General features: G+C 72.1%; 21 protein-coding genes. 2 read left to right on the top strand and 19 right to left on the bottom strand.

Features of this window, described 5'->3' with window-relative positions; all coding sequences use genetic code 11:
• Positions 1–2: 2 nt before the first annotated feature.
• From ABNF97_RS21140 to ABNF97_RS21115, 6 genes are all read right to left on the bottom strand, one after another.
• Positions 3–563, bottom strand: a complete 561-nt coding sequence (locus ABNF97_RS21140; RefSeq protein WP_130461698.1) for an Hsp20 family protein — start codon at positions 561–563, stop codon at positions 3–5.
• A gap of 79 nt (positions 564–642) precedes the next feature.
• Positions 643–1,158 carry a DUF2231 domain-containing protein gene (locus ABNF97_RS21135; RefSeq protein WP_130465773.1) on the bottom strand — a complete coding sequence of 172 codons (516 nt, stop codon included), beginning with the start codon at positions 1,156–1,158 and terminating at the stop codon, positions 643–645.
• Positions 1,159–1,346: 188 nt separating this feature from the next.
• Positions 1,347–2,705, bottom strand: a complete 1,359-nt coding sequence (locus ABNF97_RS21130) for an NDP-hexose 2,3-dehydratase family protein (RefSeq protein WP_130461697.1) — start codon at positions 2,703–2,705, stop codon at positions 1,347–1,349.
• Positions 2,706–2,812: 107 nt separating this feature from the next.
• Positions 2,813–4,129 carry a lipopolysaccharide biosynthesis protein RfbH gene (gene rfbH / locus ABNF97_RS21125; RefSeq protein WP_130461696.1) on the bottom strand — a complete coding sequence of 439 codons (1,317 nt, stop codon included), beginning with the start codon at positions 4,127–4,129 and terminating at the stop codon, positions 2,813–2,815.
• Complete coding sequence (locus ABNF97_RS21120; RefSeq protein WP_349339506.1) at positions 4,126–5,124, bottom strand: Gfo/Idh/MocA family protein; 999 nt, start codon at positions 5,122–5,124, stop codon at positions 4,126–4,128. The genes rfbH and ABNF97_RS21120 overlap by 4 nt, the downstream gene beginning before the upstream one ends.
• A gap of 1 nt (position 5,125) precedes the next feature.
• Complete coding sequence (locus ABNF97_RS21115; protein ID WP_349339505.1) at positions 5,126–5,989, bottom strand: AfsR/SARP family transcriptional regulator; 864 nt, start codon at positions 5,987–5,989, stop codon at positions 5,126–5,128.
• 197 nt (positions 5,990–6,186) lie between these two features.
• Here ABNF97_RS21115 and rfbA point away from each other — a divergent pair, with 197 nt between their 5' ends.
• Together rfbA and rfbB are read left to right on the top strand one after the other, a co-directional pair.
• The gene (gene rfbA, locus ABNF97_RS21110; RefSeq protein ID WP_349339504.1) at positions 6,187–7,077 is read left to right on the top strand and encodes a glucose-1-phosphate thymidylyltransferase RfbA; all 891 of its coding nucleotides are present in this window, start codon (positions 6,187–6,189) and stop codon (positions 7,075–7,077) included.
• Between the two features lie 5 nt (positions 7,078–7,082).
• Positions 7,083–8,075 carry a dTDP-glucose 4,6-dehydratase gene (rfbB, locus tag ABNF97_RS21105; protein WP_130461693.1) on the top strand — a complete coding sequence of 331 codons (993 nt, stop codon included), beginning with the start codon at positions 7,083–7,085 and terminating at the stop codon, positions 8,073–8,075.
• Between the two features lie 190 nt (positions 8,076–8,265).
• On the opposite strand, the gene ABNF97_RS21100 is transcribed toward rfbB, so the two are convergent.
• The 13 genes from ABNF97_RS21100 to fabG form a co-directional block, all read right to left on the bottom strand.
• On the bottom strand, positions 8,266–8,409 hold the full coding sequence (locus ABNF97_RS21100) for a hypothetical protein (RefSeq protein WP_349339503.1): 144 nt from the start codon (positions 8,407–8,409) through the stop codon (positions 8,266–8,268).
• A gap of 122 nt (positions 8,410–8,531) precedes the next feature.
• Positions 8,532–9,053, bottom strand: coding sequence for an NAD-dependent epimerase/dehydratase family protein (locus ABNF97_RS21095; protein ID WP_349339502.1), 522 nt, complete (start codon positions 9,051–9,053; stop codon positions 8,532–8,534).
• A gap of 248 nt (positions 9,054–9,301) precedes the next feature.
• Positions 9,302–9,733: a redox-sensitive transcriptional activator SoxR gene (gene soxR / locus ABNF97_RS21090; RefSeq protein WP_207230444.1), complete on the bottom strand. Its 432-nt coding sequence runs from the start codon at positions 9,731–9,733 to the stop codon at positions 9,302–9,304.
• Between the two features lie 280 nt (positions 9,734–10,013).
• A complete protein-coding gene (locus ABNF97_RS21085) occupies positions 10,014–10,781 on the bottom strand; it encodes an NAD-dependent epimerase/dehydratase family protein (RefSeq protein WP_349339501.1) in 768 nt (255 codons plus the stop codon).
• Positions 10,782–10,820: 39 nt separating this feature from the next.
• Complete coding sequence (locus ABNF97_RS21080; RefSeq protein WP_130461689.1) at positions 10,821–12,086, bottom strand: nucleotide disphospho-sugar-binding domain-containing protein; 1,266 nt, start codon at positions 12,084–12,086, stop codon at positions 10,821–10,823.
• A 96-nt stretch (positions 12,087–12,182) separates the two neighbouring features.
• Positions 12,183–13,313, bottom strand: a complete 1,131-nt coding sequence (locus ABNF97_RS21075; protein WP_349339500.1) for a glycosyltransferase — start codon at positions 13,311–13,313, stop codon at positions 12,183–12,185.
• Positions 13,310–14,506 (bottom strand): nucleotide disphospho-sugar-binding domain-containing protein, encoded by a 1,197-nt coding sequence (locus tag ABNF97_RS21070; RefSeq protein WP_130461687.1) that lies wholly within the window; start codon positions 14,504–14,506, stop codon positions 13,310–13,312. Before ABNF97_RS21070 ends, ABNF97_RS21075 begins: the two co-directional genes overlap by 4 nt.
• Before the next feature lie 169 nt (positions 14,507–14,675).
• The gene (locus ABNF97_RS21065; RefSeq protein WP_130461686.1) at positions 14,676–15,260 is read right to left on the bottom strand and encodes an NAD(P)H-dependent oxidoreductase; all 585 of its coding nucleotides are present in this window, start codon (positions 15,258–15,260) and stop codon (positions 14,676–14,678) included.
• A gap of 74 nt (positions 15,261–15,334) precedes the next feature.
• Positions 15,335–16,561 (bottom strand): MFS transporter, encoded by a 1,227-nt coding sequence (locus ABNF97_RS21060; protein ID WP_349339499.1) that lies wholly within the window; start codon positions 16,559–16,561, stop codon positions 15,335–15,337.
• Positions 16,558–17,331 carry an SDR family oxidoreductase gene (locus ABNF97_RS21055; protein ID WP_349339498.1) on the bottom strand — a complete coding sequence of 258 codons (774 nt, stop codon included), beginning with the start codon at positions 17,329–17,331 and terminating at the stop codon, positions 16,558–16,560. The genes ABNF97_RS21060 and ABNF97_RS21055 overlap by 4 nt, the downstream gene beginning before the upstream one ends.
• 27 nt (positions 17,332–17,358) lie before the next feature.
• Complete coding sequence (locus tag ABNF97_RS21050) at positions 17,359–18,915, bottom strand: FAD-dependent monooxygenase (RefSeq protein WP_130461683.1); 1,557 nt, start codon at positions 18,913–18,915, stop codon at positions 17,359–17,361.
• Positions 18,915–19,865, bottom strand: a complete 951-nt coding sequence (locus tag ABNF97_RS21045) for an aromatase/cyclase (protein ID WP_349339497.1) — start codon at positions 19,863–19,865, stop codon at positions 18,915–18,917. The genes ABNF97_RS21050 and ABNF97_RS21045 overlap by 1 nt, the downstream gene beginning before the upstream one ends.
• A gap of 13 nt (positions 19,866–19,878) precedes the next feature.
• Complete coding sequence (gene fabG / locus ABNF97_RS21040) at positions 19,879–20,652, bottom strand: 3-oxoacyl-ACP reductase FabG (protein ID WP_349339496.1); 774 nt, start codon at positions 20,650–20,652, stop codon at positions 19,879–19,881.
• Between the last annotated feature and the right edge of the window lie 9 nt (positions 20,653–20,661).

Below are 20,661 nucleotides of genomic sequence, written 5' to 3'. Positions count from 1 at the left end.
GCTCAACCCGTGAAGCCGGACGTCGGGGTGCCGGCGGCGGTGTCCGGCCGGTGCAGTTCCCGGTCGGCGGCCGGGTCCACGGTGCCGGGCGGGACGCCGGCTCCGGCGGTACCCCCGGCGCGCTGGCCCGGGTCGTGGCGTCGGCTGCCGATGGTGATGGTCCGGCGACCCGGCCGGGGTGCCCTCGGCAGCGTGACCGTGAGCAGCCCGTGGTCCATCACGGCGTCGATCCGGTCCGGGTCGACCGGCGCCGGTAGGTGCACCCGGTGCTCGAAGGCGCGGGTCTGCGACGCGCTGCCGACCATCCCGTGGTCCGCGTTGACCTCGGCCTCGGAGCGGGCCCGGATGCACAGCTCGCGGTCGTCCAGCTCCAGGGCCACCTCCTCCGGCGCCACCCCGGGCAGCCGGGCCTGCACCGTCCAGCCGTCGTCGACCGGCCTCAGCTCGACGTCGGGTTGCCCGCCCCGTCCGCCGACCAGCCGGCCGAGTTCCGCGCGGAGCGTCTGCAACTCGCCGATCGGATCCCAGCCCCGGTCCCCGGTGCCACGTCCTGGCTCAGTCATGCCGCCGCCTTCCCTCCCATCGTCGTCCGGGCCTTCTCGCCCGGTTCGGCACTCCTCGGGCCGGCCCGCTTCGCCCAGCTCAACGCTCCTCGGGCCGGTCCGCGGCCGCGGCGGCGGTGGCCCGGGGGCGCAGCGAACTCGGCGCGTTCAGGTCCGCATCCGGATCCACCCCGACGCCGAGCCGGTCCACCAGCTCGCCACCGAGCCAGGCGCCGAGCCCGGCGGCGGCGACCGCCACCACCTCGATCGCGACCAGGGCGCCGCCGGCCGCCCGGGTGTCCGCGGCCAACCGCACCGCCCAGACGGCGGCGAAGAGCAGCACCACGGCCAGGTTGGTCGAGGCGTGCGCCACCCCCACCCGCTTGGCCCGGGTCCCGGACGGTATGGCCAGCAGGTCCACCGCGCCGGCCATCGCCGCCAGTAACCCGCCGATCAGGCCGACCAGAATGTTCCAGTACGCCACCTCGCCGAGGAAGGCAGGGCCGCCGGCCACGTCGATGATGTCGAAGATCGTGGCGGACACGAACAGGGCGATCGGGAACATCACCAGCATCGGATGGACCGGGTGCCCGAGCACCTTGATTCGGCTCTCCATCATCGTCGCCTCCCAGGCTCAGCGAATGCCGGCGCCGCGGTCGCTGTAACCGACGCCGTACCCGAATTGTCCGCCCGCAAACCTTCCGTGCCTGGCTCATCCGCTATTTCGGTGCTGAATGCCGCTGCGTGCGGTAGGCAACCGCCATCGCGCCCCCCGAGGGGATCGAGCCAAGCTGCCGAAGACCGTCAGCGGCGGGCCACCACGGGTTGGGCCAGGACCCGCCGGCCCAGCGGCTCCGACCCGGTGGCCAGGCAGGTGAGCAGGCAGCGTGCGGCGACGTTGACGTAGTTGCCGTAGCGGACGAAGCCGACGAGCTGGTCGACGGTCATCCAGCAGAAGTCGTCCGGTACGTCCAGGTCGAAGTCCTCACCCAGGTCCACCACGATGTACCGGCTCTCCGCGTGGAAGAACCGCCCACCCTCCTCCGAGTGCACCACGTCCACCAGTCGCCGGGACGGCGGCGCGTCGAGGATCTCGGTCAGATAGCGCGGCCAGCGCTCGGCGGGCAGCCCGGCGTAGTTGGCGGGGATGCAGGACACGGTGGGCGCCATCTCGATCACGTCGTGCGTGCCGGCCTCGGTACGCGCGTGCACCAGCACGTGGAACGTCTCCCCGACGTGCCGGCCGAGGAACCCGACGACGCCGCGGCCGCAGGGCTCGATCATCGGCTGCGACCAGCGGCTCACCTCGCGGTTGCTCGCCTGCACGTCCACGCCCATCACCGAGAAGTGCCGGCCCTCCTCGTGCACGACCCGGCCGTCGACGCGCCGCCACCGGGCCACCCGGGACAGCGGCAGCAGGTTCCGGCCCAGGTGGTACCGGGCTCGTGCCTCGGTGAACCAGCTCAGCAGGTGCTCGTGGGAGTGCAGGGGGCGAACCGTGCTGTCGGGCCGGGCTCCCTCCTCGTGAAACAGGAATGGCGCACCCGACAGCACGGTGCGCGCGTCCATGTTGATGAGGTTGGGTGCCTTCAGCAACTCCGCGATCTGCTCAAGGCTGAGCCAGCAGAAGTCCTCACGGGCGGGCACCGGCCCGTCGACCTCGACGATCATGTTGCGGTTCCGCTTGTCCAGGAACCAGGTGCCCTGCTCGGACTGCAACGCGTCGAACACCGCCCGGCCGGGCCGGGGCGCGACGAAGTACTCCAGGTAGGGAACGCTGTCGCCCCGGTGAACCCTGGTGTAGTTGCTGCGCGTCGCCTGGATCGTCGGCGACAACTGGACCAGGTTGATGTTGCCCGGCTCCATCTTGGCCTGCATCAGGCAGTAGACGGTGTCGCCGACCAGCCGGACGAGGAGACCGAGGATGCCGATCTCGGGCTGGAGGATGATCGGTTGCGACCAGGACGACGTCTCCCGGTGGTCGGTGGTAACCGCGAGCCCCTGCACGGAGAAGAACTTTCCGCTCCGGTGAGCGATGTTCCCGGTCGCCGGGTCCGTCTGCCATCCGTCCAGCCCATCCAGTGGCGCCCGGGTCACCTGGTACGCGTTGCGTCGGCTCCGCTCGGCGAACCAGGCGTGGAATTCTGACAGGTCGTGGATCACGAACTACCTCCGGAGGACGGACACGCAGTGGGCCAGCGGACCGGTGGAGAGGGCGGCTGTCACGGGCGGCGCGCGGCCGACGACCTCCCTCGATGGTGGTTCGTCCGTCAGCGGACGACGGCCGGCGTGTGCCGGTAGGCGAACTCGGCGATGGACCCGGCGATGTAATCGATCATCTCGTCGGTCAGCCCGGGGTAGACCCCGACCCAGAAGGTGTCCTCGGTGACGACGTCGGTGTTGGTCAGCTCGCCGGAGACGCGGTGCGGGCGGTCCACGTAGGCCGGATGCCGGGTCAGGTTGCCGCCGAACAGCCGGCGGGTGGCGATCCGCCGCGACTCGAGGAACGCGACCATGTCCCGCCGGGTGTAGCAGGCGTCGGGTCGTACCGTGAGAACGAAGCCGAACCAGCTCGGATCGGCGTTCTGCGTCGGCTGCGGCAGCAGCAGCCCGGGCACGCCGTCGAGGGCCTCACGCATCCGGCGCCAGTTGCGGCGGCGAGCCTCGACGAACTCGTCGATCCGGCGAAGCTGCGCCAACCCGAGGGCGGCCTGTAGGTCGGTCGACTTCAGGTTGTACCCGACGTGGGAGAAGACGTACTTGTGGTCGTACCCGTTCGGCAGCGTGCCGAACTGCTGGTCGAAGCGTTTGCGGCAGCGGTCGTCCTCACCCGGGTCGCACCAGCAGTCCCGGCCCCAGTCCCGCATCGACTCGGCGAGCCGGGCGAGCACGAGGTTGTTCGTCAGGACGCAGCCGCCCTCGCCGGTCGTGATGTGGTGCGCCGGGTAGAAACTGACGGTGGCGAAGTCGCCGAACGTGCCGGTGAGCTGGCCCTCGTAGGTGGAGCCAACCGCGTCGCAGTTGTCCTCGATGAGGAACAGCCCGTGCTCCTCGGCCAACGCGGCCACCTCACGCACGGCGAACGGGTTACCGAGCGCGTGGGCCATCATCACCGCCCGGGTCTTCGGCCCGATGGCCGCCGCCACCCGCTCGGCCGTGGCGTTGTAGGTGCCCAGCTCGATGTCGACGAAGACCGGTACCAGTCCGTTCTGCGCGATCGGGTTCACCGTTGTCGGGAACCCGGCCGCGACCGTGATGACCTCGTCGCCGGGGCGTAGACGATACTCCTCAAGCTGCGGCGAGGTCAGGGTGCTCAGCGCGACCAGGTTCGCCGACGAGCCCGAGTTGGTCAACAGCGCCTTGCGGAGCCCGAAGTACCGGGACAACTCCCGCTCGAACCGCCGCGAGTGCGGCCCCGCCGCGATGCGCAGGTCCAGCGCCGCCTCGACGAGCGCGACCCGGTCGTTCTCGTCCAGCACCGCTCCGGAGGTCAGCAGCGGTGTCACACCCGGGACGAACTCTCCGGGCGGGGACTCACGGTGGTACCGACCCACCAGGTCCAGGATCTGTTTCTTGACTGTTGTCACCGGATCGCCCTTCCGCAACGGGATGCTCTGCCCTCGTCCGCCAGCGCACGGACTCTGTCGATCAACCTCGCCTGCTCGACCGTCACCTCGATGTCCGGTGCGGGGCCGCCGCGGACCGCGGCGACGAACGCCTCGATGGCGCGGGAGTACTGGTCGTCGGGGGGCAGCGTCCGCTCCTCCGCGCCGTCCCCGGTGACCAACCGCAGCACCGGACGGTGGTCGGCCGGCGGGGTGAAGACGTGTTCCACGCTGAGCCGACCGGTGCTGCCGGTGAAGCGGTACCCCGAGGTGTAGGCGTGGCGCAGCCCGAAGGACAGCTCGGCGGTCACCCCGCTCGGCGCGGCGAGGAGCGCGGCGCCACCCACGTCGACCCCGAGGTCCCGGTCGTGCCGCAGGACGGCGCCCCGCACCTCCAAGCCGCCGCCGAGGAAGTGCAACGCGGCGCGGACCGGATAGCCGGCGACGTCCAGGAGGGCGCCCCCGCCCAACGCGGCGCGGTACCTGATGTCGTGGCGCGGGCGGGCCGGGATCGCGAAGGTGGCGGCGAAGGACTGCAGGTCGCCGATCGCTCCCTCGTCGATGAGCCGGCGCACGGCCCGGTGCTGGCCGTGCCACGGAAACATGAAGTTCTCCATCAGCACGACCCCGTGCCGGGCCGCGAGTTCGGCCAGCCGGGCGGTGTCCGCCGCGGAGGTGGTGAGCGGCTTCTCGGCGAGCACGTGCTTTCCGGCGTGCACCGCCTCGGCGATCCACTCCGCGTGCAGCGCGGGCGGCAGCGGCAGGTAGACCGCGTCCACGTCGTCCCGGTCGAGCAGCGACCGGTACCCGTGCACGGGCTCGCCGCCGAAACGTGCGGCGAACGCATCCGCCCGGCCGCGGTCGCGGCTGGCCACCGCGATCAGGCGTACGCCCGGGACACTGGCCACCGCCGGCAGGATCCGGCGGGCGGCCACGTCCGCGCACCCGAGCACGGCGAGCCGCACCTCACCGGTCATCTCAGGCCGCCGATCCCTGCCGGTGGTCCGAGAGCAGTTCGTGATGGAGCTGCTGCAGCTCGGTGCAGGGCTCAAGGCCGAGTTCCTCGTTCAGCGCGCCACGGAGGTGGCGGTAGGCGTCGAGGGCGTCGCCGCGCCGGCCACTGCGGTCCAGGACCCGCATCAACTGGCCGCGCAGCCCTTCGTCCAGCGGGTTGGCGGCGACCAGGGACCGCAGCTCGCCGATCAGCTCACGGTGCAGCCCGACCTCGATTTCGGCCTGGATCCGCAGGTGCCGCGTGTTGCGGCGCTGCTCCTGGAGGTCGATCGCGTACGCGGACAGCCGCGGCCCGCACATCACGTTCGCCAGCGGCGGGCCGCTCCACAGCGCGAGAGCGGCGCGGAACGCGCGGGCCGCGGCGTCGTAGCGGCGCTGGTCCAGCGCCTCCCGGCCGATCTGGCGCAGCCGCTGGAACTGGAACACGTCGACCCGCGCCGGGTCGACCCGCAGCATGTATCCGGGCGCCTTGGTCACCAGCACGTCGTCGCCGTCTTCGGCGAGCCCCCTGCTCTCGAACATTCGGCGCAATTGGCAGATGTAGGTCTGGACAGCGGTGCGGGCGGTCTTCGGCGCGCCGTTCGGCCACAGCTCATGGATAATGGATTCGGTGTTGACAACCCGCCCCGCGCATAGCACGACCATCGCCAGCGACTGCAGCAGTTTCGGCGCCGTCGGCGCGATGTCCGCGCCGTTCCAGTGAATCTCCACGGGTCCGAGCACGGTGAAGCGAAACCCGGCCTCGCCCCATTTCGCGCGGCCAGCCCGGTCGTCCGAAAGCCCAGGTACAGCGTTGTCCGCGAGCCGCTGCCGCATCAGACTGCCCACTCTCGACCTCCGTTCATACGCAAGGTTGCCGGGTCGGACAATAACTTTGCACTCATCGAAGCGTCTTCGAGGCGGGGGCGAACGTCAATGGGAGTTACGTCAGGCCTGAGTAAAGTTTCGTCATGTACGCGTCAACCCGGTATAGCCTTTACCGCAGCTTGAGTGGGCTTGTACGGGGTCACCGTACGCTCGCGGACATGAAGGGAATCATCCTGGCCGGCGGCCACGGGACTCGCCTGCATCCGATCACCCTGAGCGTGTCGAAACAGCTTCTTCCGGTCCACGACAAGCCGATGATCTACTACCCGCTGTCGGTGCTGATGCTGGCCGGCATCCGAGAGATCCTGATCATCTCGGCGCCGTCGGACCTCGCCGGGTTCCGCAGGCTGTTCGGTGACGGCAGCGCCCTCGGCCTGTCGATCGGCTACGCCGAGCAGGCCGCACCGCTCGGCATCGCGGAGGCGCTGCTCATCGGCGCGGACCACATCGGCACCGACTCCGTCGCGCTGATCCTCGGCGACAACATCTTCCATGGCCCGGACCTCGCCACGCTGCTCCGGCGCAGCGTCCGCGAACTCGACGGCTGCGTCCTGTTCGGCTATCCGGTCCCCGACCCCGAGCGCTACGGGGTCGCCGAGACCGACCCCGACGGCCGACTGGTCAGGATCGAGGAGAAGCCGGCAGAGGCCCGGTCCAACCGCGCGATCACCGGGCTCTACCTCTACGACAACGAGGCCGTGGCGATCGCCCGGCGGCTGCGCCCGTCCGCACGCGGCGAACTGGAAATCACCGACGTGAACCGGGTCTACCTCGAGCGTGGCCGGGCCCGGCTGGTCGACCTCGGCCAGGGCTACGCCTGGCTCGACACCGGAACGCACGACTCGCTCACCAACGCCAGCCAGTACGTCCAGACCATCGAGCACCGACAGGGTCTCCGCATCGGGTGCATCGAGGAGATCGCGCTGCGAATGGGGTACATCGACCGGGACGCCTGCTACCGGCTCGGCATGGGGCTGGCGAAGTCCTGCTACGGCCAGTACGTCATGGCGCTGGCCGCACCGCAACCGCTGCTCACCCCGGTCGGCTGACGGCCATGCAGGTTCTGGTCACCGGCGGTGCCGGATTCATCGGGTCGCACTACGTACGGCGGCTGCTACAGGGCGCCTACCCAGGGTTCGCCGGGGCACGGGTGATCGTGCTCGACAAGCTGACCTACGCCGGCACCTGGGAAAACCTCGCCGAGGTCCACGGCGACCCCCGCCTCACCCTGGTACACGGCGACATCTGCGACCCGGCCACGGTCGCCGCGGTCATGCGTGACGTGGACACGGTGCTGCACTTCGCCGCCGAGTCGCACGTCGACCGCTCGATCAGCGGTGCCGCGGACTTCGTCGCCACCAACGTGCTCGGCACGCAGACCCTGCTCGCCGCGGCGGTCGCCTGCGGTGTGCGGAAGTTCGTCCACGTGTCAACCGACGAGGTGTACGGCTCCATCGACGAAGATCGCTGGACGGAGACCCGCCCGCTGCTGCCGAACTCGCCGTACTCGGCGTCCAAGGCCGGCGCCGACCTGCTCGTCGGGGCGTTCCACCGCACCTACGGCCTGGCGGTCTGCATCACCCGCTGCTGCAACAACTACGGCCCGCACCAGTTCCCGGAGAAGGCGGTCCCGCTGTTCGTCACGAACCTCCTCGACGGGCGGAAGGTGCCACTCTACGGCGACGGGACGAACGTCCGGGAGTGGATGCACGTCGACGACCACTGCGCCGCGGTGCAGCTGGTGGCGGAGCACGGGGTGCCCGGCGAGACCTACAACGTCGGCGGCGGCACCGAGCTGAGCAACCTGGAGCTGACCCGGCGACTGCTCGCCGCCGTCGGCGCCGACTGGTCCAGCGTGGAGTTCGTGACCGACCGGCCGGGCCATGACCGGCGGTACGCCGTCGACACCACCAAGATCCGCACCGAGCTGGGCTTCGTTCCCCGGGTGCCGTTCGAGCACGGGCTGGCCGAGACCGTCAGGTGGTACCGCGACAACCGGCGCTGGTGGGAACGCGCGCGGCTGGTCGCCGCCGGAGGGCATCGCTGACCTCCTTCCGTCACCGGATGACCGCCCTGGCGAGGGCATCCTCGCGCCCCGCCGCCGGCGGCGGGTCCACCGCGAGCGGCCCACACCGCCGTCCGCGCTCATCGGCGGGCGGCGGCCTCCTGCCAGCTCGTCAGGACACCGGCGGCCACGGACTGCGCCACCGTAGGCGCCCGCACGTCTTTGCCCGACATCAGAGGTGGCTCGCTGCGTCCTGGCGGTTCACGGGCTGCGGTTCACCGGCGATGAGCTGGTGTGCCGCGTCCTCCCGGACGAAGTCGGCCCGGGCGACGCTGAGCTGGTCGGACAGCGAGTCGTCCAGGGCGCGGCGGGGCATCCAGTCGAGGAGCTGCCGTGCTCGCTAGATATCCACCTGCTGCCACTGCGCGCCCGCGCCCGCCGTCACGCCGGGCACCTGGTCCGCAGCCACGACCCGGACCGCCGGTCCACTGAGCGCGATCATCCGGTGGACCAGCCGCCGTACCGAGACCGCCTCGCCCCGCCCGATGTTGACGACCTCCCCGGCGACCTGCGATCGCGGTGCCCGCGCCGCCGCCACGACCGCATCGGCCGCGTCACGCGCATCGACCTCCCGGTGGCGACGAAGAGCAGGCCGCGATGCAAGTCCCGCCGCCCGAACAGCGGCCCGAGCCGCAGCTCGCCCGCTCCGGTCGCGGCGATCCCGGCCAGTTGGCCGGCGACGCTGCCCAACAGGCTGGCTGGGGGTGCGCCTGGACCGCAGACGTTGGCAATCCGCAGCACCAGACCGTCCAGACCACCGGTCCGCACGGCCCGCAGCACTGCCCGCGTCCCACCCAGCTTCGAACGCCCGTAGCCGGTGTTCGGGGCCGGCAGCCGCCCTTCGGTGATGGCGGCGCCGATCGGCACCGGGCCGTACTCGTGGACGCTGCCCAGGCGGATCAGACGTGGCCGGCGCGGCACCGTGGCCACCGCGGGCATGATGGTGAAAAGGACTCGCATGACACGCTCCTCCGGCCTCAAGCAAACCTTCTGCTCCGTACCGACTGGGCCAATCCACGCTGAATGGCGAGCGGGTAATGGTGTCCACGCGGGAACGGACGATTCTGGAGACAATTGCGCGAGAGCTAATTGGTAGTTTCTTCCGCACGGTCGGCGTGGTCAAGGCGCGGTACGTCAGATCTCGGCAAGGTTGCGTCAGCTCCGTCGAATATCACCACCCGGCGCCGCCCCCAGGTCCGGGCCGGGAGTCACCCGTCGAGCAGACGACGCGGGCCGGAACCCTGGCGTCCCAGCGTGTCGTTGGGATTGGCCAGCAGGCAGCGGTCGATCGACATGCAGCCGCAACCCACGCAGTCGGCGAAGTCGTCGCGCAGCTGCTGGAGCAGGCGGATCCGCCGGTCCAGGTCATGCTGCCACCGCCGGGACATCCGCTTCCAATCCCGGCGGGTCGGCGCGCCGTTGTCCGGCAGTTCGGCCAACGCGGCCCCGATCTCGGCCAACGGTATCCCCACCCGTTGGGCGATCCGGATCAACGCGACCCGGCGTAGCGTGTCGCGCGGGTAGCGGCGCTGGTTGCCGGAGGTGCGGCGACTGGTGATCAGGTTCTGCCGCTCGTAGAAGTGCAGCGCGGAGACGGCGACCCCGCTGCGGGCGGAGAGTTCCCCAACTGTGAGTTCCATCCTCTCTCGGCCCGGCTCCGGCATGTCCACGCGCTCATTGTCGACGCGAATCGGGCCCGCTTCAACCTCGGACACGCTCGGCACCGATCCCAGCAATTCTTTACCACCTTCCTTTGCGGTCCGCCGTGCCCGCAGATGGGAGCGGGCCGCTGGTGAGAACGGACCGCTGGTGAGAACGGGCCGCTGGTGAGAACGGGCCGCTGGTGAGAACGGGCCGCTGGTGAGAACGGGCCGCTGGTGCATCGGGTCGCGGCGCCGTGGGCGTCCAGGTGGGCAAGGATCAGTCGTCGTTGGGGTTCCCCGCGCCGATCACGGCCGATGCCGCGAGGTAGGCGTCGATGACCCGCCGGTAGTAGCCGGCGCCGAACCACGTCGACACCTCCGGCACCAGGGCGCGCAGCTTTTCCGTCGAGATGAGATGGTGCATGCCCACGTTGAGGTAGAGCCGACGGGCGGCCAGACCGAGGCGCTGTTCCAGGTAGTCGGCGATCTCCACCACCGGTGTCGCCTGGCCGGACGCCACGTTGACCGTCTCCCCGCGCAGCCCCATGGCGAGCAGCCGGTCGATGACCCGGACCGCGTCGCGGGCGTCGATCAGGTCGCGGGCGGCACCGCGGTGGATCCGCACGCACCCCGCGCGCATCTGCCGGATCAGCGCCGGGACCAACTGGTGCGGCGGCTGGCCCGGCCCGACGAGGTGGCCGAGCCGCAACACCAGGTAATCGGCGCCGGAAGCGCGCAACTGCTGCTCAAGGGCGAGCTTGTGCACGCCGTACGGCGTGCACGGGACCACCGGCCGATCCTCCGTGCCGGGCCCGTCCACGGTGCCGTACATCCCCGTCGACGCCGTGGAGAAGTACAGCAGCCGCCGACCCGTCGCCCGGCAGCGGTGCGCCGCGTCCCGCAGCAGCGCCGCCTCCCGGGCGAAGTCCGCACGCGAGGTGGTGTTCACCCACGACACGCCGGCGGCGAGCACGACGGTGTCCGAGTGCTTGCCGGCGACCGGCGCCAGGCTTCGAGCCAGAAAGCCGTTCCCCACGATCTCCATCGAAAAGGTCCTCATCGTCGGCCGGCGACACGGCGCCGGTCAGTCGGATACGAGGGACGTGCCGGCGACCATGTGCTCGGCGGTGGACGCCAGCGCGGCGGGCGTCGGGAGTGCCGCCACCTCGTCGCGCAGCCGCGCCGCCGCCGCCCGGTAGTCGGGGTTGTCCAGCAGGTCGGCCGCTGCGGCGGCGACGTCGCCGGCGTCCGCGATCGCGTTGTGTACGACCCGTGCCACCCCGGCGTCCGCCATCCGGGCCGCCACCGTGTCCTGGTCCAGCCCGTTGGGCAGGATGAGCTGCGGGGTCCCGGCCGCGGCCGCCGTCATCGCGCAGCCCGCGCCGCCGTGGTGGACGACGAGGTCGCAGTCCGGCAACAGCAGGTGCAGCGGTGTGTGCTCGAGCAGCCGCACCCGGGGCCCGACCGGGCCGATCCGCCGCCGGTCGGCACTGATGACCGTCACGACCACGTCGACATCCAGTTCGGCGAGACCGGCCAGCACCTTCGGCACCGCGAACGTCGCCGGGCCGAACATCGTGCTGACCGCGGTCCCCCAGACCACGCAGACCCGCCGACGCCGCACCGGGTCCGGTGCGGGGTCCGGTGTGGCCGCCAACCACGACGGCATCGCGCCCGGCCCGTTGTACGGCAGGTACCGCAGCCCGAGCCGCTCCGCCCGCAACGGTGGGGCGGCGGACGGCGGGCTCGGATCGACGACGTACCGGTAGACGTCCGGCCCCATCGTGCCGACGCCGTGCCGGGGGAACGCCTCGCTGTCGTCGGCGGGCACGAGCGGGAAGAGGCCGGCGACCAGGTCGTCCGGGCCGAACAGACCCCACAGGTGCAGCAGCGCGGGCACGCCCAGTACCCGCCCGAGCAGCGGACCCTCCAGGCTCATCAGGTCGTGCACCACGAGCCCGGGCCGCCACCGGCGCGCGAAGGCCACCGCCGCGTCGGTGCTGCGCCGGGCGGCGCCGGCAATGCGGTCGCGGTTCTCGGCCCGCCACGCCGCGAGGTCGAACTCGTCGAGGCTGGCGACCCGCTCGCCGGTAATCGGGTGCGGAGGCGGCTCCGGGAACCGCCACCGGCCGGCCAGTGCGTTGCCGTAGTTGTGCAGCCGCGCCCCGAGCACCATGTCGGGCCCTTCCAGGAAGGGCATCGCCAGGAGCCCGGCCGCGGAGACCGCGTCGGCCTGTTCCGGCGGGCAGGCCACCCGGACGTCGTGACCGGCGGCCCGCAGCGCCCACGCCAGCGGTACCGTCGGGAACCAGTGACCGGCCCAGTTGGACACGCCGAAAAGGACCCGCATCGCATCGTCCCCTCTCGATTTGCATTGATGATTTTCGATGTTTGGTGCTCGGGGCGATCCGGTCGGCGGGGCGAGCCCACCGACCGGGGCGTACGGTCAGGGCACGAGCGCCACGAGTGCGTCGACCACGTCGGTGGGTGGCGGCAGCGTGGCGATCTCCCGGGACAGGGCGCACGCCCGCTCGGCGTACCGGCCGTCGGAGAGGATCTCCCGGCAGGCCGCCGCGACCTGGTCCGGGCCGTCCTCGCCGGCCAGGAGCGTGACGGCCGCGCCGAAGTCGGACACCCGCTGCGACGGGGCGACGAAATTGGCCCCCTTGGGGATCAACACCTGCGGTACGCCGGCGTTCATCGCGGTGAGCCCGGTGACGCCGCCGGCGTGGTGCACCACCAGGTCACACGTGTGGATCAGGACGTCGAGTGGAATCCAGCCGGCCCGGATCCCGCCCAGCTCCGGCCGCAGCGCGTCGGCGACGGCCGGCGGCGCGGCGACGACGACCTCTACGCCGAGCGGGGCGACGCTCTCCACCAGGCCGCGCAGGAAGTCGAAGTTCTGGTCGCGGGCCACCCGACTGCCGGACGTCACGCAGACCCGCCGGCGCTCGCCCCGGGTGTACATCCACGGCTCCAGCAGGGCCTGCCGGTTGCCAGGCACCCAGCGCATCATCTGCGCCGGCCCGGCCCCGGGCGGCCGCAGGCTCGGCGGGCAGATGTCCACGAAGAGATCCGGCTCGGGGAGCCGGTCCAGGCCCACCGCCGCCAGCTCCGGCCGCAGTTCCTCGTTCGCCCCCGGATCGATTCCGGTGGCCTCGGTCGCGTCCCACGCCTGCCGGACGAACGGGATCTTCAGGTGGGCGGCGAGCAGCGGCGCCGCGTAGGACATCGTGCCGCCGACCACGATGTCCGGGCGCCAGTGCTGGGCCAGCTCCAGCAGCGGGTCCAGGCTGGCGGCCGCCATCCGGCCGAACCAGCGGCCGGTGAAGAGCATCTCCTCCACCGGGTCCTTCGGTATCTCCACCGGCGCGCCGGACCGGTCGGTCGTGATGAAGTGCCGGATCGTCAGCGGCGTGGCGGAGACCGCCGGCAGGCCGACCCCGGCGATGTACGGCGCCATCTCCTCGGTCGACGCCATGAAGACCTGGTGACCCGCGTTCCGGGCCGAGGTGGCGAGCGGTGCCAGGGCGAAGATCGTCGCCGGTGCGCCACCTGCCACGAACAGCAGCCTCATAACTCCTCCTTGTTCGGTCTGTTCCGGGCGAGCCGCTCGAGGTCGGCGGCGATCCGGGCGGGTGTGGGCTGGTCCCGCATCTCGCGCCCGAGCTCACGGGCCGCCTTGGCATAGCTGTCGTCCTCCAGCAGCGCGGCCAGCGCGGCCCGGAGCGCCGCCGGGTCGTTCTGGCGGGCCGCGTCGTCGATCGCGATGGCGGCGCCGCGGGCGGCCAGCCGGTCGCCGGCCGCGAACTGGTCGCTGATCTGCGGCAGGACGAGCTGCGGCAGGCCGGCGTCGGTGGCGGACATCGAGGTCCCGGCGCCGCCGTGGTGTACGACCGCCGCACAGCGGCCAAGGAACATGTTCAGCGGGGTGGGATCGATCATCCGGACGTTCCCCGGCACCGGCCCGATCTCCTCCCGGTGGACGGCGTCGACGGTGGCCACCGCCTCGACGTCGGGGAGCCCGTCGAAGGCCCACAGCAGCCGCCGCAGGAACGGAACCCCGTGCATGACGAGGGTCAGCCCTCCGACCGAGACGGCCACCCGCCGGGGTCCGGGCCTGCCCTCGCCCAGTTCGCTCCCCAGCCAGGCCGGTACCGCCCCGCCGCCGTTGTACGGCACGCACCGGAGCGGGGTGGCCGGCTCCACACCCGGCAACTGCAGGCTCGGCGGGCATGGATCGAGCAGTACGTGGGGGTCGGGCAGGCCGGCCAGTCCCACGCTCCGGCACGCCTCCGCAAGGGCGAGCCGGGCCTTGGGCCGGGCCGGCGTGGAGATGGGGTCGACGCCCCAGCGGTGCTGCACCACCGGCACGCCGAGCACGCCGCCGACGATCAGTGCGACGTACTCCAGCGGGTCGGCGAGGATCAGGTCCGGGCGGAAACCCCGCGCGAAGTGGAGGTAATCCGGCAGCATGCGTTCGGCGTGCACCATCCACACCCGGCCGTACTCCCCCATCACCTCCGGGGCGGGCCGCCCGCGCAGTTCGATCGGGCGCACGCCGTCCGGCAGTCCGGCCAGCAGCATGGCCCCCAGGTCGAACCGGGTGCCGATGCTCACCGCGTTCAGCCCGGCGCACCGGGCCGCCTCCAGCACATCCGGCTGGCCGGCCACCAGCAGTTCGTGACCGGCGGCGCGCAGCGCCCAGGCCAGCGGCACCAGCGGCGTCAGGTGCGTGGGGACCGGGGTGGTCAGCATCAGAACGCGCATCTGCCTTCACAACCTCCCATGAGCAGGGCTCCGGGTACCGATCCCGGTCCCCGCGCCTTCCGTGGTGCCTACGCCCGGTCCCCGTTCCCGGGCCCGAGCCTGTCGTCGTCAACGCCCACGCCCGGTACGGGCGCCTCGGCCCCCGCGCCCGGTACGGGCGCCTCCACCCCTACGCCCGGTACGGGCGCCGGTAGCGGGCGTCCCGGAGCGCCTCCGCCCACCAGACGAGCTGGTCGAGCATCACCTTCGCCGCCGCGTTGCACCCCTCGGGATGCGTCGGCCGCCCGTCGCTGTCGAACTGCTGCCACGCGCCGTGGAAGCTGACCATGTCGCGAATGGTCATCGCGTGCAGCTCGGCGAACACCTGACGCAATTGCTCCACCGCCCGCACGCCCCCGGCGAGACCGCCGTAGGAAACGAACCCGACCGGCTTTGCCTGCCACTGGGTGAAATGCCAATCGATCATGCATTTCAACGAGGCCGGATAGCCGTGGTTGTATTCCGGCGTCACCACGACGAACGCGTCAGCCTGCTCGACGCGCGGACTCAGGTCGCCGAGGACCGCCGCGACTCCGGGCGCCGGCTCGTCCGTGATCGTGACCGGCAACGGGGCCTCGGCAAGGTCGATGACGTCGACCTCGACACCGTTGCGCTGCCGGGCCTGCTCGACGAACCAACGTGCGACCGTCGGACCGAAGCGGCCCTTGCGGACGCTGCCGATGATCACAGCAACGCGGATACGATCCTTTGACATGGCTGTCCTTTCCGTGGGCGTGAGACAACGGCTGACTCACATTGACGACCGTAGAATCTCAACTAATGTTGATGTCAAACGGCCGATCGACGCCCTGGTAGCAGGCCCGGCAGTGCCACCAGAAAGCCGGCCACGCCAACCGCGGTGACCAGTGCCAGCGCCGGACCATGGTGTGCCGCGACCGCCGCTGCCGGTGGGCCGCCGCCGAGGACCGCGCCGGTTCCGAGCACCACGGCCGCGCCGCCGAGTTGAACCGATGTCTGGTAGAGCCCGCCGGCCATCGCCTGCCCCACGGCTGGGACCCCGGCCGTGGCCTGCACGTGCAGGGCGAAGAAGGCCAGCGCGAAGCCGGCCCCGACCAGGAGCATCGTCGGCAGGACCTCGGTCAGGTACGTCGGCGACGCCCGCGCCGGGCGGTAGAGCGCGTAACCGATCGGCGGCGCGGCCGCGCCGATCGCGATCAGCCGGGCCGTGCCGAACCGGCCCACCAGGGCGGCCGCGTACGGCACCGAGACCAGCAGCAGCAGGCTGGCCGGCAGGAACGCGAGCCCCGTCCGCAGCGGGCTCCAGCCGAGCAGGAGCTGCATGTGCAGGGTGGCCACGAGATGGAAGCCCCAGTACGAGCCGTTGAGCGCGGCGGCGCCGACCATGGCCCGCAGCAGCCGACCGTCTTTCGGTACCGCCAGGCGCCCCGGGCCGGCAGAGGGTGAACCGGGGACGACGCGCAGGGCGAACGCGAACAGCACGAGCGCGGCCGGCGCCGGTACCAGGAATGTCCAGCGCCAGCCGAGGCCGGTGGTGAGCACCCCGGAGAGCAGCAGCCCGGCGGTGAAGCCACTGGCACCGAAGAGCCCGTAGACGGAGACCGCCCGGTTGCGCTCCGGCCCCTCCGGGAAGGTGCTCGCGATGATGGCCAGCCCGGCGGGTGCGGTGAGTGCCGCGCAGACGCCCTTCACCACCCGGGTGGCCATCAGGGTCGCGCCGTCGGTCGCGAGACCGCCCACCAGCGACGCGACGGCGAAGACGAGCAGCGCGGCGAGATAGACCCGGCGCCGGCCCAACCGCGCGGCCAGGTACGCGCCGGCCAGCAGCGTACCGCCGAACCCGACCGCGAACCCGGCGATCGTCCACTGGAGGGCCGGCACCGGCAGACCCAGCTCGGCGCCGATGGACGGCAGCGCGATGCTCGCGACCGACACCTCCAGCGCGTCGAGGAGCATGTTCCCCGACAGGACGAGCAGCAGGACGGACCGGCCCGCGCCCCAGCGCACGGGCGCGGCCGGCCGCACCGGTGGGATCATCTGGCACTCGTGCCGAGCAGCGTGCCGCCGCTGGCGTCGAGCCAGCCGCCGGTGATCCAGCGCCCGTCCGACGAGGCGAGGAACGCCACCACGTCGGCGACGTCCGCCGGCTCGCCGATCCGTCCGAACGCGGTCGTGCCGGCGAGGGCCGCGCGCACCTCCGGATTGCGCAGCATCTCGCTGCCGTTGTCGGTGACGCCCGGCGCCACGGTGTTCACGGTGATGCCGCGCGAGCCCAGGTGCTGGGCGAAGTGCAGGCTGATCATCTCCACGGCGGCCTTGCTCATGGCGTACGCCACCTCCTGCGGCAACGCCATCCGGGTCAGCGCGCTGGAGATGTTGATGATGCGCCCACCGTCGGGCATCATCGGCAGCGCCCGCTGCACCGCGAAGAGCGGCGCCCGGGCGTTCACCGCCATCATCCGGTCGAAGGTGTCCGGCGTCAGCTCCTCCGGCGCGACCCCGCCCATGATGCCGGCGTTGTTCACCAGGATGTCCAGCTCGGCGGCGCCGGTGTGCTCCCGCAGCCCGGTGCGCACTCCGTCGAAGAGGGTGTCCACCGCGCCCGCCGTGCCGAAGTCCGCCGGTACGGCGAAGGCCCGGCCGCCGGACGCGACCACGGATTTGACGGTGTGCTCGGCCGCCTCGGTGTTGCTGGCGTAGTGCACGGCCACGAGTGCGCCCTCGCGACCGAGCCGCTCGGCGATCGCCCGGCCGATCCCCCGGCTCGCGCCGGTGACCAGCGCGGTCTTTCCTGTCAGACTGCCCACGACTACCTCCTGTTGGGTGTGCACTGATCACTTGCTGGGCGCGCCGAACCAGCGGCGCAGCGCGACATCCAGACCATCCGGGCCCGCCGGACCGGTGGCGTCGATCGAGACGGCTTCCGACCCGCCGGCACTGGTCGAGACGACTCCCGGCCCGCCGGCACTGGTCGAGACGACTCCCGGCCCGCCGGCGCCCGACCAGGCGACGTGGCCGTCCGGGCGCAGCAGCAGGGCGCCCGCGTCGGGTGGTCCGCCGGTGTGCCGGGCGGTCACCAGGTCGAGGCGGTCGCGCCAGCCGTTGACGGAGGCGGAGAGGCCAGCCTGGTGCGCGGCGTCGCCGGTGAGGTCGAGGAGCACGCCGCGGCCGGTCCGCAGCAGCGCGGTGGTGCTCGTCGGGCCGGCCGGGGTCGACAGTGGCCAGTGCGGCACCCGGCGGCCGACCAGCGGCCCGGGGCCGTACGCCACATCCAGCCCGCTGACCATCGCGGCGAGGTGCGCCCGCACGTCGGCGTACCCGAGCAGCTCGCCGAGGACCGCCCGGAGCGGATCCAGGTCCGCCCCGCCGAAGAGCAGCAGCGCCTGCGCCTCGATCGCGCCGAGGACCCGGCGCCCGACCGGGTGCCGCTCGTCGTGATAGCTGTCCAGCAGGCCTGCCGGCGCCCAGCCGCACGCCTCGGCGGCGAGCTTCCACCCGAGGTTCGCCGCGTCCTGCAGTCCGAGGTTGACCGCCTGGGCGCCGACCGGCGGTTGGACGTGCGCGGCGTCGCCGGCGAGCAGAACCCGTCCGAGCCGGTACCGGGTCGCCTGGCGGCTCGCGTCGTCGAACGTGTCCACCCACAGCGGCGTGCCGGCGCCGATCTCCTCGCCGGTGACCCGGGCCCACGCGGCGACGACCTCGGCGTACCCGGGCGGGGCACCCTGGCCCGCGGCCGGGCGGCCGGATTCGTGCACCATCAGGCGCGTCACGCCGTCGCCCCGGCCGGCGGCGGTGACCAGCCCGGCCGGGTAACGGCGCAGGCGCCGCTGCGGGATGTCGATGCCGGTCACGTCGGCCCGCAGCAGCTTGCGGGTCGGCTCGCGGCCGGCGACGTCGAACCCGGCGAGCCGCCGTACCGTGCTGTCCTGGCCGTCGCAGCCGACCAGGTACCGGGTCCGGAGCCGGACCGGGCCGGCCGGCCCGTGCCCGCGCGCCTCGACGTGGTCGGCCGCCACGGTCAGCTCCGACAGCTCGTACCCGCGCCGGATGTCGGCGCCCAGCGCGGCCGCCCACGACCCGAGCACCGCCTCGGTGCGTGCCTGGGAGACCCGCCACAGGCCGGGCCGGTGGCTGGCCAGCCGGTCGAGCTCCAGCGGTACCCCGCCGAAGTGTCCCAGGTCGTCGCGGGGTGGCTCGCCGAGGTGTGCGAGCAGGCCACGCTGGTCGAAGATCTCCATGGTGCGGGCGTGCAGGTGCGAGGCACGCGACTGGCCGGTCGGCTCTCGAAGCCGCTCCCAGACCACGACCTCCGCCCCGCCCAGCGCCAGCTCGCCGGCGATCATCAGGCCGACCGGTCCGGCGCCGACCACGAGTACCGGCTCGTCGGCCATCAGCGCCGGCTCTCGGCGTACTCTTTGGCGTGCCGGAGCGTGGCCAGACTGTTGGTGCCCAGCGCCTGCCGGACGTAGCTCCGCGCGTCCCGCACCGTCGCCGCGGGGCCGAGCACGCCCTCGATGGCCCCCTCGTTGAGGACCACGGTGTGCCGGGAGGTGACCTCCACCGCGTCGCCGCGATCCTCGAACTGCCAGTGTCCGGTGTGCAGCGTCATCAACCGGGGCGGAGCGATCTGCTTGTACACGATGCGGGTGTGTGGCAGGCACACCCGGACGGACGTGGTGCTGTGCACGGACCCGTCCGCGGTGCGGGTGTCCATTTCGAGCAGTTGCAGCCCCGGGGTGTCCTCCTGGACGGAGACCCGGGCCACGTGCGGCAACCGCCGCGACCACAACTGCGCGTCGTTGATGAAGTCGTACACGTCCTTGACCGAGCCGTCGATGCGCACGGTGTCGTCGAAGGTCAGCGACCGCTCCCCGTCGCCGGCCTCCGCGCCGGCCTCCGCGGCGGCCTTCAGCGCCGCCAGCTCCGAACCGCTGTTGCGGTCCACCGCCCGGTCGATCCAGGCCAGGTGGTCCGGGTCGTCCCCGACGGCCCGGAAGTGGTGGCGCAGCCGCACCAGGGACTCCCCGGCGGAGATCGGCTCGACGAGCCAGCTGCCCCCCATGGCGGCGACCGGCGGCGCGGAAACCTCCTGCCGGAAGTCGACACACAGCCGATCCGCGTCCAGGCGCCGCCGCGAGACCCAGCTCTTGGCGGTGCCGTTGGCCGTGGCCCAGATCCGGATCAGCTCCTCCGAACCGGTCCGCTCGACGTGCTCGACGTGGATGGTCGGTGGAAAGATCTGCGGCCAGTTCGCCACCTCGGCGATGAGGTGGTAGACGGTGGCCGCGGGGGCGTGCACGGTGATCTCGTGCTCCGTCTCGGTGCTGCCCGGCAGCGACATGCTCTTCTCCTTCTCAGAAGTTGCCCAGCCCGCCGCAGACGTTGATGGCCTGGGCGGTGATCGAGGCGGCCGCGTCGGAGACCAGGTAGCCGACGAGGCCGGCAACCTCCTCCGGCGTCGAGTAGCGGCCCAGCGGGATCTTCGCCTCGAACCGCTCCAGCACCGCCTCCTCGGAGGTCTGCCAGGCGGCGGCGTACCCCTGCCGGACGCGCTCGGCCATCGGGGTCTCGACGTACCCGGGACAGACCGCGTTGACCGTGATCCCGGTCCTGCCCAGCTCGTTGCCGAGCGCCTTGGTGAAACCGACGACACCGTGCTTCGAGGCCGAATACGGTGCGCCCAGTACGACGCCCTGCTTACCGGCCGTCGAGGCGACGTTGACCACCCGGCCACGGCTCTTGTGCCGCAGGCCGCCCGCGTTGAGCACCTCGCGGGTCACCCGGAACACGCTCGTCAGGTTCGTCTCGATGACGTCGAGCCACAGGTCGTCGTCGATGTCGGCGGTCACCCCGCCGCCGCTGCGGCCGGCGTTGTTGACCAGGATGTCGACCGACCCGTACCGGTCGACGGCCGCGCGGACCAACGCCCGCACGTCGGCAGCGGACCGCACGTCGCAGGCGACCCCGTCGACGTCGAGCCCTTCCTCGCGGAGCCGCTTGACGGTCGAGGCCACGCTTTCGGCGGTACGCGCGCAGATGAACACCCGGCAACCCCGCCCGGCGAGGGTCCGTGCGACGGCGAGGCCGATCCCGCTCGTGGCGCCCGTGACTATGGCGTGTTCGGACATGTCCCCGCC

It is taken from the genome of Plantactinospora sp. B6F1 (assembly GCF_040120695.1).
Classification (GTDB): domain Bacteria; phylum Actinomycetota; class Actinomycetes; order Mycobacteriales; family Micromonosporaceae; genus Plantactinospora.
Note: the sequence above shows the minus strand (reverse complement) of the source record. Positions and strands in the feature narration are given on the sequence as shown.

Bases quoted from the DNA above. Each gene is read 5' to 3' on its own strand.
- ABNF97_RS21140 (WP_130461698.1), bottom strand. From the start codon at position 563: ATGACTGAGCCAGGACGTGGCACCGGGGACCGGGGCTGGGATCCGATC.
- ABNF97_RS21135 (WP_130465773.1), bottom strand. From the start codon at position 1,158: ATGGAGAGCCGAATCAAGGTGCTCGGGCACCCGGTCCATCCGATGCTG.
- ABNF97_RS21120 (WP_349339506.1), bottom strand. From the start codon at position 5,124: ATGACCGGTGAGGTGCGGCTCGCCGTGCTCGGGTGCGCGGACGTGGCC.
- rfbA (WP_349339504.1), top strand. From the start codon at position 6,187: ATGAAGGGAATCATCCTGGCCGGCGGCCACGGGACTCGCCTGCATCCG.
- rfbB (WP_130461693.1), top strand. From the start codon at position 7,083: ATGCAGGTTCTGGTCACCGGCGGTGCCGGATTCATCGGGTCGCACTAC.
- ABNF97_RS21100 (WP_349339503.1), bottom strand. From the start codon at position 8,409: ATGCCCCGCCGCGCCCTGGACGACTCGCTGTCCGACCAGCTCAGCGTC.
- ABNF97_RS21095 (WP_349339502.1), bottom strand. From the start codon at position 9,053: ATGCGAGTCCTTTTCACCATCATGCCCGCGGTGGCCACGGTGCCGCGC.
- soxR (WP_207230444.1), bottom strand. From the start codon at position 9,733: ATGGAACTCACAGTTGGGGAACTCTCCGCCCGCAGCGGGGTCGCCGTC.
- ABNF97_RS21085 (WP_349339501.1), bottom strand. From the start codon at position 10,781: ATGGAGATCGTGGGGAACGGCTTTCTGGCTCGAAGCCTGGCGCCGGTC.
- ABNF97_RS21080 (WP_130461689.1), bottom strand. From the start codon at position 12,086: ATGCGGGTCCTTTTCGGCGTGTCCAACTGGGCCGGTCACTGGTTCCCG.
- ABNF97_RS21075 (WP_349339500.1), bottom strand. From the start codon at position 13,313: ATGAGGCTGCTGTTCGTGGCAGGTGGCGCACCGGCGACGATCTTCGCC.
- ABNF97_RS21070 (WP_130461687.1), bottom strand. From the start codon at position 14,506: ATGCGCGTTCTGATGCTGACCACCCCGGTCCCCACGCACCTGACGCCG.
- ABNF97_RS21065 (WP_130461686.1), bottom strand. From the start codon at position 15,260: ATGTCAAAGGATCGTATCCGCGTTGCTGTGATCATCGGCAGCGTCCGC.
- ABNF97_RS21060 (WP_349339499.1), bottom strand. From the start codon at position 16,561: ATGATCCCACCGGTGCGGCCGGCCGCGCCCGTGCGCTGGGGCGCGGGC.
- ABNF97_RS21050 (WP_130461683.1), bottom strand. From the start codon at position 18,915: ATGGCCGACGAGCCGGTACTCGTGGTCGGCGCCGGACCGGTCGGCCTG.
- ABNF97_RS21045 (WP_349339497.1), bottom strand. From the start codon at position 19,865: ATGTCGCTGCCGGGCAGCACCGAGACGGAGCACGAGATCACCGTGCAC.
- fabG (WP_349339496.1), bottom strand. From the start codon at position 20,652: ATGTCCGAACACGCCATAGTCACGGGCGCCACGAGCGGGATCGGCCTC.